The sequence below is a fragment of the Kitasatospora sp. NPDC097691 genome, from assembly GCF_040302665.1.
GTDB lineage: Bacteria > Actinomycetota > Actinomycetes > Streptomycetales > Streptomycetaceae > Kitasatospora.
The window spans coordinates 1-11,667 of sequence record NZ_JBEORY010000081.1 but is presented as its reverse complement, the minus strand read 5'-3'; the positions used below and the strand labels follow the sequence as shown (position 1 = coordinate 11,667).

The 11,667-nt window shown below is 72.7% G+C and carries 12 protein-coding genes; 8 read left to right on the top strand and 4 right to left on the bottom strand.

Features of this window, described 5'->3' with window-relative positions:
• Positions 1–26 precede the first annotated feature (26 nt).
• Complete coding sequence (locus ABTY56_RS35515) at positions 27–1,424, top strand: ABC transporter substrate-binding protein (protein ID WP_350633627.1); 1,398 nt, start codon at positions 27–29, stop codon at positions 1,422–1,424.
• A 120-nt stretch (positions 1,425–1,544) separates the two neighbouring features.
• Here the strand turns inward: ABTY56_RS35515 and ABTY56_RS35510 are convergent, their stop codons facing one another.
• A complete protein-coding gene (locus ABTY56_RS35510) occupies positions 1,545–1,823 on the bottom strand; it encodes a helix-turn-helix domain-containing protein (protein ID WP_350633625.1) in 279 nt (92 codons plus the stop codon).
• A gap of 263 nt (positions 1,824–2,086) precedes the next feature.
• Positions 2,087–2,566 carry an LppU/SCO3897 family protein gene (locus ABTY56_RS35505; RefSeq protein ID WP_350633623.1) on the bottom strand — a complete coding sequence of 160 codons (480 nt, stop codon included), beginning with the start codon at positions 2,564–2,566 and terminating at the stop codon, positions 2,087–2,089.
• Between the two features lie 214 nt (positions 2,567–2,780).
• Between ABTY56_RS35505 and map the strand changes: the two genes are divergently transcribed.
• From map to ABTY56_RS35475, 6 genes are all read left to right on the top strand, one after another.
• A complete protein-coding gene (gene map / locus ABTY56_RS35500) occupies positions 2,781–3,548 on the top strand; it encodes a type I methionyl aminopeptidase (RefSeq protein ID WP_350633622.1) in 768 nt (255 codons plus the stop codon).
• A gap of 91 nt (positions 3,549–3,639) precedes the next feature.
• Complete coding sequence (locus ABTY56_RS35495; RefSeq protein ID WP_350633620.1) at positions 3,640–4,335, top strand: HAD-IA family hydrolase; 696 nt, start codon at positions 3,640–3,642, stop codon at positions 4,333–4,335.
• A 61-nt stretch (positions 4,336–4,396) separates the two neighbouring features.
• Entirely contained in the window at positions 4,397–4,822 is a 426-nt protein-coding gene (locus tag ABTY56_RS35490; RefSeq protein WP_350633618.1) for an acyl-CoA thioesterase, read from the top strand.
• Between the two features lie 221 nt (positions 4,823–5,043).
• Positions 5,044–6,540 (top strand): alpha/beta hydrolase, encoded by a 1,497-nt coding sequence (locus ABTY56_RS35485; RefSeq protein WP_350633616.1) that lies wholly within the window; start codon positions 5,044–5,046, stop codon positions 6,538–6,540.
• A 223-nt stretch (positions 6,541–6,763) separates the two neighbouring features.
• Positions 6,764–9,094 carry a transglycosylase domain-containing protein gene (locus tag ABTY56_RS35480; RefSeq protein WP_350633614.1) on the top strand — a complete coding sequence of 777 codons (2,331 nt, stop codon included), beginning with the start codon at positions 6,764–6,766 and terminating at the stop codon, positions 9,092–9,094.
• An 81-nt stretch (positions 9,095–9,175) separates the two neighbouring features.
• Positions 9,176–9,472, top strand: a complete 297-nt coding sequence (locus tag ABTY56_RS35475) for a hypothetical protein (protein WP_350633612.1) — start codon at positions 9,176–9,178, stop codon at positions 9,470–9,472.
• Between the two features lie 52 nt (positions 9,473–9,524).
• Here ABTY56_RS35475 and ABTY56_RS35470 read toward each other — a convergent pair whose 3' ends face one another.
• Both ABTY56_RS35470 and ABTY56_RS35465 read right to left on the bottom strand, forming a co-directional pair.
• Positions 9,525–10,124 (bottom strand): hypothetical protein, encoded by a 600-nt coding sequence (locus ABTY56_RS35470; protein WP_350633610.1) that lies wholly within the window; start codon positions 10,122–10,124, stop codon positions 9,525–9,527.
• A gap of 19 nt (positions 10,125–10,143) precedes the next feature.
• Positions 10,144–10,701 (bottom strand): RBBP9/YdeN family alpha/beta hydrolase, encoded by a 558-nt coding sequence (locus ABTY56_RS35465; RefSeq protein ID WP_350633608.1) that lies wholly within the window; start codon positions 10,699–10,701, stop codon positions 10,144–10,146.
• A gap of 254 nt (positions 10,702–10,955) precedes the next feature.
• On the opposite strand from ABTY56_RS35465, the gene ABTY56_RS35460 reads away from it, so the two are divergent.
• On the top strand, positions 10,956–11,522 hold the full coding sequence (locus ABTY56_RS35460; protein WP_350633606.1) for a DJ-1/PfpI family protein: 567 nt from the start codon (positions 10,956–10,958) through the stop codon (positions 11,520–11,522).
• The last annotated feature ends 145 nt before the right edge of the window (positions 11,523–11,667 follow it).

Here is an 11,667-nt window from a genome sequence, read left to right as displayed (position 1 = left end):
TCCCCTCGACCAGAGAGAGAACCCCCGTGAAGAAGAGTGCACGCGCGCTCGCGGCCCTGCTGGTGGCCGGCCTGTCCCTGACCGCCTGCAGCTCCTCCGGTGACTCCGGCTCCGGCTCCGGCGGCTCCAACGACGCCGCCGCGCCCGGCGCCCAGGCGCTCGACCAGGCCTCCGGCGTCACCGGTGTCGAGTTCTGGCACTCGATGACCGGCAAGAACGCCGAGGTGCTCACCGGGCTGGTCAACCAGTTCAACGCCGCGCACCAGGGCAAGATCGAGATCAAGGCGCAGTTCCAGGGCAAGTACGACGAACTGGTCACCAAGTACAAGGCCGCGGTGCAGCAGAAGGGCACGCCCGCCCTGGTGCAGGTCTACGACATCGGTACCCGGTTCATGATCGACTCCAAGCAGACCGTCCCCGCCCAGGCCTTCGCCGACAAGGACGGCTACGCGCTGGACGACCTGGACGCCAACATCCGCAACTACTACTCGGTCGGCGGCAAGCTGCAGTCGATGCCGTTCAACTCCTCGATGCCGCTGCTCTACCTGAACACCGACGCCTTCAAGGAGGCCGGCCTCGACCCCGCCCAGCCGCCCAAGGACCTCAACGAGCTGGGCGAGCTGGCGAAGAAGCTGACCAAGAAGGACGCCGACGGCAAGACCGTCCGGTACGGCTTCGGCGCGGCCATCTACGGCTGGTTCGTCGAGCAGCTGCTCGCCGAGTCCGGCGCCATGTACTGCGACAACGACAACGGCCGCAGCAACAAGGCCGGCAAGGTCGTGTTCGACTCCGCCGAGGGCGCCCGGATCGTCCAGTGGTGGGCGGACCTGGTCAAGGGCGGCTACGCGGCCAACACCGGCCGCACCACCGACGACGCCCAGGCCGCCTTCAAGGCCGGCACGGTCGCGATGCACCTGGAGTCCACCGGCGTGCTGCGCGGCTACACCGAGGCGGCGAAGTTCGGGGTCGGCACCGCGGCCTTCCCGAAGGTCACCGCCGCCGACCAGGGCGGCCCGGTGATCGGCGGCGCCTCGCTGTGGATCAGCGGCCCCGGCCACTCGGACGCCGAGAAGCGCGCCGCCTGGGAGTTCGAGAAGTTCGTCACGGCCCCCGAGCAGCAGGCCGTCTGGCACACCGGCACCGGCTACTTCCCGGTCAACAAGAAGTCCCTGGACGACCCCAAGGACAAGGAGTGGGTGGCCAAGTACCCCCAGTTCCAGACCGCGATCGACCAGCTGAAGAGCACCAAGCCCACCCCGGCCACCGCCGGCTGCCTGCTCGGCGTGATGCCGCAGGCCCGCAAGGGCGTGGAGACCGCGATCGAGCAGACCGTCTCGGGCAGCAAGTCGGCCCAGCAGGCGCTGGCCGACGCGGCCAAGGAGCTGCAGCCGGCCATCGAGAGCTACAACAGCTCGGTCGGCTGAGCCGCCGCCACCGCCGCACCGGCACGGCCAGGACGACGGCCCGCCCCGCGCAGCACGCGCCGGGCGGGCCGTCGCCCGTCGGGCGTGCGTGATGCCCCTGTCGGGGCCGTGAGCGCCCCGTCAGGCCGTGAGCGCCTCGCCGTGCTCGCCGTCCGCAGGCAGGGCACAGGCGGAGGCGAGCTCGTCGAGCGACAGGTCGAGCGCGAAGGCCAGCGCCGCGATGGTGAAGAAGGACGGTGTGGGCGCCCGTCCGGTCTCGATCTTGCGCAGCGTCTCGGCCGAGACGCCGGCCACCGCCGCCACCTCCACCATGCTGCGCTCGCCACGCGCCTCGCGCAGCAGCGCGCCGAAGCGCTCCCCACGCTCGCGCTCCCACGGGGTCAGCGGAGTCCTCACCATGGCGTCGAGTCTAGAGCCCGTCTTCAAGCCCCCGCCTGCGGGCCGACGCCGGGGCACGCACCTCGCTGCGTTGTCGTCGGTCGCCGATGGCCCCCAGCCTTCGGCCGGGAGGTGCCCCCACCGCATGGACTCTCCCCCAGCCTTCGGCCGGGAGGTGCCCCCATCCTCCGCCTTGCGATGCACGCACCCCAACGCCGCCCCGCCCGCCCTCCGGGCGGACGACGGGGGCCTGAAGACGGGCCCGAGGCCCTCAGCCCGTCGTCCTACTGCTCGGGCCAGGTGGGGAGGCTCGCCGGGCCGCCCGGACGCGTGGGGTTCAGGGCCAGGCAGAGGATGACGATGCTGCTCCGGCGCTCCTCGCTGTACGAGCCGAAGACCTCGTCCGGCTCCGTGTCGCAGGCGTGCTTGGCGTCACCGTCGTGGACGACCTTGGTGACCTTGTAGTCCGCGGTGGGCTTGGAGCAGTCCACGAGCTCCATCTTCGGCTTGCCGCCGCCGCCGAGGTCGTGCACGCAGTTGCCGACCTGCGCGGCCTCCGGCTCGGACTTGCTCATGTAGTTCGACACGATCAGGCCGCCGGCGATCAGAGCGACCAGGAGGAGCGGTCCTCCGACGCGGCGGGCGAGCCGGCGGCCCCGGGAGGGCTGCTCCGGGGCGGGGGTTCCGGCGCCCCAGGGCTGCTGGGCGGCCGGCTCGGCGGGCTGCGGGGTCTCGTCGACGGGGGTGGTCGGCGGGGTCGTCACGTGGGTTCCTCATGGTCAGATCATCGGATTGCGCCGCCGAACACTAGCGGATCGCGGACCACCCCGGACACCACGTCTTCGCAGGCAGGCCGCCTGCGGCCGCCTTCCCGCCCTCGTCGCCAACCCCCTCGCGGAGCTGCCGGGTGATGCTCGTGCACCATCGACCGTGATACAAATACCGGTATAAGAATTGGATCCAGGGGAGTGGTTCACCATGGTCGAAATCAAGTCGGACGCCGCCCTCGACGCGATGCGCGAGGCCGGGCGGGTGGTGGCGGACGCGCTCGCCGCCGTACGGGAGGCGGCGGCGCCCGGCATCAGCCTGACGGAGCTGGACGAGGCGGCGCGCGCCGTGCTCGACGCCGCCGGGGCGAGCTCGCCGTTCCTCGGCTACCGCCCGTCCTTCGCGCCCGTCCCGTTCCCCGCCGTGATCTGCGCCTCCGTCAACGACGCCGTCGTGCACGGCATCCCGGACGGCTACAAGCTGCGCGACGGCGACCTGGTGAGCATCGACTGCGGTGCCGTCCTGGACGGTTGGGCCGGTGACGCCGCCGTGAGCTTCACCGTGGGCACCGCCCGCCCCGAGGACACCGCACTGATCGAGGCCACCCAGCGCGCCCTGGACGCCGGCATCACCGCCGCCGTGGTCGGCAACCGGACCGGTGACATCTCCCACGCCATCGGCCGCGTCGTCCGCGCCGGGCGGTACGGCACGCCGGAGGGCTTCGGCGGGCACGGCATCGGCCGCCGGATGCACGAGGACCCGCACGTGTCCAACACCGGCCGCCCGGGCCGGGGTTACCCGCTGCGCCGGGGCCTGGTGCTGGCCATCGAGCCGATGCTGATCGCCGGCGGCCGGGACGACTACACCACCGACCCGGACGGCTGGACCCTGCGCACCGGGGACGGCTCCCGCGCCGCCCACATCGAGCACACCGTCGCCATCACCGAGGACGGCCCGCGCATCCTCACGCTCCGCTGAGCGCTCGCGGGCCCGTGCCGTGCCCTCGCCGTGCCCTCGCCGGCCCCTCGCCGGATCCCACCCGGTCGAACGCGCCGTTAGGCTCGACGCCATGACCAAAGGCGTGATGTTCGATTTCTCCGGCACCCTCTTCCGAGTCGTCTCCACCACCGAGTGGCTGACGGCCTTCACCGCCGCCACCGGCCTGGGCCTGCCCGCCGACGAGCAGGCCGAACTGGTCTCCCGACTGGAGGAGTTCGGCGCGCTGCCCGGCGGCGTCCCGCCGCGCCGGATTCCGCCGGAGGTCCAAGAGGCCTGGGACACCCGGGACCTGACCCCCGAGCTGCACCGCGCCGCCTACACGGCGCTGACCCATGCCGCCGAGCCGCCCGCCGGCCTCGACGTGGACGCCCTGTACGAGTCCCACATGGCGCCCGCGAACTGGCGCCCCTACCCGGACGCCGAGCCCGTGCTGCGCGAGCTGCGCCGCCGGGGCGTCCCGGTGGCCGTGGTGAGCAACATCGGCTGGGACCTGCGTCCGGTCTTCCGTGCCCACGGGCTGGACGAGCTGGTCGACATCTACGTCCTGTCCTACGAGGTCGGCGCCCAGAAGCCCGACCCGGTGATCTTCGAGACCGCCTGCGCCCGGCTCGGGCTGGCCCCGGCCGACGTGCTGATGGTCGGCGACGACCGGGTCTGCGACGGCGGCGCGACCGCGCTCGGCTGCGGCTTCCACGCCGTCGAGCACCTGCCCGTCGACCGGCGCCCGGACGCCCTCGCTCCGCTGGTGACGGCACTGCCGGAGTGACGCGCCCGGGGTGACGGAGGACACGAGGTGGCGCCCCGCCGCCCGGAGTAGCGTGCGGGGCATGAACGATCAGGACTTCACCACCCGCATCACCGTCCGCGGGTACGAGACCGACAGCCAGGGCCACCTCAACCAGGCGGTCTACCTCCAGTACGCCGAGCACGCCCGCTGGGAGTACCTGCAGGCGGCCGGGATCCGCCAGGCCGACCTGGTCGCCAAGGGCGTGGGCCCGGTCGTCCTGGAGACCACGATCAAGTACCTGCGCGAGCTGCGCGCGGGCGACTCGGTGGACGTCAGCTGTTCGTTCACCTGGCGGGACGGCAAGACCTTCCAGGTGGTGCAGCGGCTGGTCCGCGCGGACGGCGTGCTGGCCGCCGAGATCACCGGCGTCGGCGGCATCCTCGACCTGGCCGAGCGCAGGCTGGTCGCCGACCCGCGGGAGCCGCTGCGCGCCCTCGCCTCCGACCCGGCGCTGCTCGGTCTCTGACCCGCGGTCCGATCGGCCCTGCCGGTCTCTGACCCGCGGTCCGATCGGCCCTGCCGGTCTCTGACCCGGGGTCCGATCCGCGCGACCGCACCGTCCGTCCCGCCACCGCCGGAGGCCGCACCCGGATGCGGCCTCCACCCGGCGGTCGGGGGTTTGCCCCACCCCCGACCGGCCCGCTGCCCGGATGGGGCCAAGAGCCCTGCCACAGCAGACTCTTGGGCATGCCGAAGAACACGATCACCGTCACCGCCGCCGCGACCGCGGCCGCCGCCCTCGCCGTCACCGCGCTGACCGCCCTGCCCGCCGCCGCCGACACCGAGCAGTCCGGTGGGGCCCGCCTCGCCTGGTCCGCCTGCCAGGGCCAGGTGGACCCGCGCCAGCAGTGCGCCACCGTCACCGTCCCGCTGGACTACCGCGACCCGCACGGCGAGCAGATCACCCTCGCGGTCTCCCGTATCCCCGCCGCCAGGCCGGACCGGCGCCACGGCGTCCTGCTGACCATCCCCGGCGGGCCGGGCGGCTCCGGCCTGAACGTCCCGAGCAACGCCGCCAAGCGCCTGCCGCAGTCCGTCCTGGACCGCTTCGACCTGGTCGGCTTCGACCCGCGCGGCGTCGGCCGCTCCACCCCGGTCAGCTGCGGCCTGGACCGCTCCGACCTGTCGATGGTCAAGCTGCACTCCTGGCCCGCCGCCGACGGCACGATCGACGGGAACGTCGCCTATGCGCGCCGCGTCGCCGAGACCTGCGCCCGCAACGGCGGCCCGGTGCTGCGCAGCATCTCCACCCCGAACGAGGCCCGCGACATCGACGCCATCCGCCGGGCGCTCGGCGAGCGCCGGATCTCCGCCTGGGGCACCTCCTACGGCACCTACGCGGGTGCGGTGTACGCCACGATGTTCCCCCAGCGGACCGACCGGATCGTGCTGGACAGCAACGACGACCCGGACCCGACCCGGGTCGAGCGCGGCTGGCTGGCCGCCTACGGGCAGGGCGCCGAGGACCGCTTCCCGGACTTCGCCGCGTGGGCCGCCTCGCCCGGCAACCCGGACCGGGTCGCGGACACCCCCGAGGAGGTCCGCCCGCTCTTCCTCGACCTCGCCGCCCGCCTGGACCGCGCGCCGCTGCCCTGGCCCGGCGCCGACCCGGCGGAGCTGAACGGGAACGTGCTGCGCGAGGCGATGCTGCAGAGCCTGTACGCGGACGCCAGGTTCCCCGACCTGGCCCGGCTGATGCTGGCCGGCCTCGGCCGCCGGCCGCTGCCCGCGCCGGTGGCGCCGCCGGAACAGGCGGTGCAGAACTCGATCGCCGTCGCGGTCGGCACCCTGTGCAACGACGTCGACTGGCCCACCGACCCGGCCGCGTACGCCAAGGACGTCGCCGCGGAGCGCGCCGCCCGTCCGCTCACCGCGGGCATGCCGGTGAACGTGACGCCCTGCGCCTTCCGGCCGTTCACGCCCGCCGAGCCGCCGGTGAAGGTGACCGACCGGGGCCCGGCGAACGTCCTGCTGGCCCAGAACCTGCGCGACCCCGCCACCCCGTACCGGGGTGCACTCAAGCTGCGTGCCGCGCTGGGGGAGCGGGCCCGGATGGTCACGGTGGACTCGGGCGGTCACGACGTGTACGTGGCCAACGGGAACGCCTGCGGCGACGCGGTGGTGACGGACTACCTGGTGACCGGCCGGCGTCCGGCCGAGGACGTCTTCTGCCCGGCGGGCTGAGCGGCGCGGGGCCGGAAAGCTGAGTGCAGGCTGGGGAGTTGCCGAACGGACGCTGAACGGGAGTTAGGGCACGCAGGGTCAACAGGCTGTGGACGAACGGCCCTTGTTCCTGCGTGCACGTCCGTTCGGCCCTCGCGAATGAGTCGAATCTGTCGCGATTTTGTGACAATCCTTCGCCTGCACCCCGCCCGCAAGGTGTGCCCACGGCCTTAATGTTCGAACTATGTCACCGAAGAGCCGCCGCCGCATACCCGCCCCGGACCCGGGCGACACCTGGGTGCCGCGCCAGAGGCGCCGTGAGACCCCGCTCGGAATCCTGGGCCACGCGGCCAAGTTCCTCGGCGCCAGCGTGCTCGGCGGCGTGCTGTTGGCCGGTCTGATCCTCCCGGCGGCCGGCGCGGTGGGGCTCGGGGCGAAGAACGGGGCCGAGGGCTTCGAGAGCATCCCCGACGACTTCAAGACCCCGCCGCTCACCCAGGCCACCCAGATCTTCGACGCCGACGGCGGGCTGATCGCCAAGGTCTACGAGCGCGACCGCACCGTCCTCACCGCCGACCAGATGTCCCCGCTGATCCGTCAGGCGCAGGTCGACATCGAGGACGCCCGCTTCTACGAGCACGGCGCGGTGGACCTCAAGGGCATCCTGCGGGCCGTCACCAAGAACGCCGAGAGCGGCGCCACCGTCCAGGGCGCCTCCACCTTGACCCAGCAGTACGTGAAGAACGTCAACGTGGAGAAGGCCGGGGACGATCCGGAGGCGGTGCGCGAGGCGCAGCGCAAGACGCTCGGCCGCAAGATCCAGGAACTCCGGTACGCCATCAAGCTGGAGGAGGACCTGAGCAAGGAGCAGATCCTCACCAACTACCTGAACATCACCTTCTACGGCCACCAGGCGTACGGCATCGAGGCCGCCTCGCAGCGCTACTTCAGCAAGGCCGCCAAGGACCTGACCCTCCCCGAGGCGGCGATGCTCGCCGGGCTGGTGCAGAACCCGTCGCAGTACGACCCGAAGCTGCACCCGGTGGCCGCCCAGAAGCGACGCGACACTGTCCTGGACAAGATGGTGGAGAACAAGCACATCACCGCGGACCAGGCCAAGGAGGCGAAGGCCGTCCCGCTGGGCCTCGCCTACAAGGACCCGCAGAACGGTTGCATCACCGCCAAGGCGGGCATGGGCTTCTTCTGCGACTACGTGCGCCACGTGGTCAAGCAGGACCCGGCGTTCGGCAAGAGCGCGGCCGAGCGCAAGACGCTGTGGGACACCGGCGGCCTGAACATCTACACCACGCTGGACCCGGAGAAGCAGGCCGCCGCCCAGAACGCCGTCTCCACCAAGGTGTACGTCACCGACCCGGTCTCGGCCGCGATGACGATGGTCGAGCCCGGCAGCGGCAAGATCCTGGCGATGGCGCAGACCCGCCCGTACGGCCTGGCCAAGGAGAAGAACGAGACCGTCGTCAACTACAACGTGGACGCGGCGATGGGCGGGGGCATCGGCTTCCAGCCCGGCTCCAACTTCAAGCCGATCGTGGCCGCCGCGGCCCTGGAGGCCGGTCTGTCGTCGACCCAGCGGTACGACGCGCCGAACCGGATGGACTGGCCGACGATGAAGACCTGCGACGGCACCTGGAAGAACCTCAGCAAGGGCAAGAAGGAGGGGACGATCCCCAACGAGTCCGAGTCCGAGAAGGGCCCGTACGAGCTGAAGCAGGCCATGGCGCTCTCGGTCAACACCTACTTCGTGCAGATGGAGCAGGAGATCGGCCTCTGCGCGGTCAAGCAGATGGCCAACAAGCTGGGCGTGGCCGGCAAGGCGGACGGCTCGCCGCTGCAGGAGGTGCCCGCGCTCGGCCTCGGCACCCAGGAGGTCAGCCCGCTGACCATGGCCAACGTGTACGCGACCTTCGCCGCCCGGGGCAGCTACTGCGCGCCGATGGCGATCAACCGGATCACCACGGTGGACGGCAAGGACGTGCCGGTGCCGCAGGCCCGGTGCAGCCAGGCGATGTCCGAGGACACCGCGGACGTGATCAACAGCGTGCTGCTCGGGGTGACCGAGAAGGGTGGCACGGCGCGGGACCTCGGACTGGACGACCGCCGCCAGATCGCCGGCAAGACCGGTACCACGGACGAGAAGAAGTCCGCCTGGTTCACCGGCTACACGGGCAACCTGGCCGGCTCGGTCTGGCTGGGCAGCCCGGGCACCAAGGTGCCGATGCGCAACATCCGGATCGGCGGCAAGTACCAGGCCGAGGTGTTCGGCGCGACCGGCCCGGGGCCGATCTGGCAGAAGGCGATGAGCGACGCGGTCCGGACCATGCCGGAGAAGGACTTCACCACCGTCTACATCCCGGACCCGCCCAGGCGCGACCCCGGCTGCACCACCTCCAGCAGCTCGCCGAGTTCGGTGACCTGCACCGGCGCCCCCGCCACCGGCGGCTCCGGCAACAACGGCAACGGCAACGGCAACAACGGGAACCAGGGCAAGCCGCGCGGCACCGACCAGACCGGCCGCTCCGCGCCGTCCACCCCGGCCGACCCCGAGGACCAGTAGCCGAAGCCCGGCCCCGCCGCGGCCCCGCATGAGTACCCGTACTCATGCGGGGCCGCGCCGCGTCGGCGGACGATGGACGCCATGCCGCACAGCTTCCTCGGCGTCCCCGCCGTCCTCTGCCCCTCGATCGGCTACCTGGCCGGCTACCTGGTGATCGGGCTCGCCGCCGCGCACGAACTGCGTGCGGGCAGGAGCGCCGCCAACGCGGCGCGGCAGTGGACGGCGGTGGTCTGGACGATGCCGGGATTCCTGTCCGCGATGACCGTCAACCCGTTCCCGGACGGCACCGCGGCCCGTTTCCTCTCCGCCACCGCCCTCGGCGCGGCCGGCAACGCCGTGCTGCTGGCCCTCACCGCCCACGCCCTCGGGCTGGGGTGAGCCCCGCGCCCTGAGCCCCGCGCCCTGAGCCTCGTGCCCCGAGCCCTGAGCCCTAGCGAGCCTCGACCGGCTCGCCGCTGTCCTGGTCGAGGTTGAACACCCGCCGGTAGGAGTCGGTCACCACGGTGATCTGCTCCCGCCCGGTCCAGCTCGCGTCCACCAGCCGGACGTCGTCCGGGCTCCCGCCGATGTCGGCCAGCGACCAGCGCCGCGCCTCCCAGCCGTCGCCGGACTCCAGGAGGACCTGCCAGTGCTCGCCGGGCGCCGATCCGGTGGCGTACGAGCGGTGCACCACCACCAGCGACCGCTCCGCCCCCGCCGGCGCGGTCTCCCGGCTGCGGGTCTCGGCCGCCGACACCTTGTGCGCGGCCAGCACGCCGAGCAGGAACACCACCCCTGCGGTCACCGTGACCGTGCGGGTGGCCGTCCGCAGGGCGGCGGCGCGCAGGTCGCCCAGCCAGGCGGCCGCGATCAGTGCGGCCAGTGCCGCGCCGAGCAGCAGCTCGGGCCGGTTGAGCAGGTCGGCGACCAGCATCCGGCCGCCCGAGCGGCTCTCCCACTGCCCTTCGGTGTACAGCAGTACGGCGGCCAGCCCGAAGGCCGCCAGCAGCCGGACCAGGACGCGCCTGGTCCGGGACGTCCGCTTGTCCATCGTCCCCCCGTTCACGGTGTCACAGCTCGGCGAGCAGTGTGCGGCCCTCCGGCCAGTCGCCCAGTCCGGAGTCGGAGTTGAGGTGCCCGAACGCGCCCGGCTCGACGTACCGGGCGCCCCAGGCCGCGGCGAAGGCGCGGGCGCGCCCGGGGGAGACCCACGGGTCGTCGGTCGAGGAGACCACCACGGTCAGGAACGGGAACGGCGCCAGCGCCACCGGGCGGAAGCCCGTCAGCGCCGGCACCTCCGCGGTGTCGACGTCGGCCGGGGCGACCAGCAGCGCGCCGCGGACGGCGGCGGTGCGGTCGGCGCCGGCCGTGGCCACCCAGTGGGCCGCGGTGACGCAGCCCAGGCTGTGGGCGACCAGTACCACCGGGCCGTCGGCGGCGGCCGCCGTCACCGCCGCGTCCACCCGGGCCACCCAGTCCGTCCGCTCGGGGAGTTCCCAGTCCGCCTGTTCGACCCGGCGGAAGGACTCCGGTTCGGCGGCCTCCCAGCGGGTCTGCCAGTGCTCGGGGCCGGAACTCTGGTAGCCGGGCAGGACGAGGTAGGTGGTGCGGTCCGTGCGGTCCGGCATGGGGCTCCTCCGGAGAAGGCCGATCGTGGGCAGCAGGAGTCTAGGACGCGGTCCGCGGAGGGCCACAGCCGGGCGGTGACCGGCGCGCACTCCTCCCAACCGGCGCACGCACTTCCGGATGCGCCGTCGCGCGCCCGGTGCGCCCTGTTGCCAACGGTGCGACGGGTGCGGCAGTTTTAACCGGGCCCGGGCAGGCCGCCACTGCCCGTCGCCCGCACAGGACTTGACGCCCGATCACATGGAGGATGTCGACGATGGCACCGAAGATCCTGCTCGTCACCGGGGACGCCGCCGAATCGCTGGAGGTGTTCTACCCGTACCAGCGGCTGCGCGAGGAGGGCTACCAGGTCGACATCGCGGCGCCGACCAAGAAGCGCCTGCAGTTCGTGGTGCACGACTTCGTCGAGGGCTACGACACCTACACCGAGAAGCCCGGCTACACCTGGCCCGCCGACATCGCGCTCGCCGACGTCGACCCGGCCGACTACGCGGCCCTGGTCATCCCCGGCGGCCGCGCCCCCGAGTACCTGCGCAACAACCCCGACGTGCAGCGGATCGCGCAGCACTTCTTCACCGGCGACAAGCCGGTCGCGCAGATCTGCCACGGCCCGCTGATCACCGCCGCCGCCGGGGTCCTGGACGGCCGCCGCACCTCCGCCTACCCGGCACTGGCCCCGGACATCAGGGCCGCGGGTGCCGAGTTCGTCGAGAGCGAGGCCGTGGTGGACGGCGTGGTCGTCTCGGCCCGTGCCTGGCCCGACCACCCGGCGTGGCTGCGGGCGTTCATCGAGGTCCTGCGCAAGCACGCCCCGGTGGCCTGACGCGCCGCCTCGCCGCCGTCACGACACCTGGAACGGACCCGGAGCCGGACCCCGAGACGTCTCGGCCGCCCGGACACTCACGCGCCGGCTGTACCGCTGGAGCGCGTAGACGCCGTCGTGCGGCTCGCCGTGGTAGCTGTCGAGC

Bases quoted from the DNA above. Each gene is read 5' to 3' on its own strand.
- ABTY56_RS35480 (WP_350633614.1), top strand. From the start codon at position 6,764: ATGTCACCGAAGAGCCGCCGCCGCATACCCGCCCCGGACCCGGGCGAC.
- ABTY56_RS35495 (WP_350633620.1), top strand. From the start codon at position 3,640: ATGACCAAAGGCGTGATGTTCGATTTCTCCGGCACCCTCTTCCGAGTC.
- ABTY56_RS35460 (WP_350633606.1), top strand. From the start codon at position 10,956: ATGGCACCGAAGATCCTGCTCGTCACCGGGGACGCCGCCGAATCGCTG.
- ABTY56_RS35470 (WP_350633610.1), bottom strand. From the start codon at position 10,124: ATGGACAAGCGGACGTCCCGGACCAGGCGCGTCCTGGTCCGGCTGCTG.
- ABTY56_RS35510 (WP_350633625.1), bottom strand. From the start codon at position 1,823: ATGGTGAGGACTCCGCTGACCCCGTGGGAGCGCGAGCGTGGGGAGCGC.
- map (WP_350633622.1), top strand. From the start codon at position 2,781: ATGGTCGAAATCAAGTCGGACGCCGCCCTCGACGCGATGCGCGAGGCC.
- ABTY56_RS35485 (WP_350633616.1), top strand. From the start codon at position 5,044: ATGCCGAAGAACACGATCACCGTCACCGCCGCCGCGACCGCGGCCGCC.
- ABTY56_RS35475 (WP_350633612.1), top strand. From the start codon at position 9,176: ATGCCGCACAGCTTCCTCGGCGTCCCCGCCGTCCTCTGCCCCTCGATC.
- ABTY56_RS35490 (WP_350633618.1), top strand. From the start codon at position 4,397: ATGAACGATCAGGACTTCACCACCCGCATCACCGTCCGCGGGTACGAG.
- ABTY56_RS35465 (WP_350633608.1), bottom strand. From the start codon at position 10,701: ATGCCGGACCGCACGGACCGCACCACCTACCTCGTCCTGCCCGGCTAC.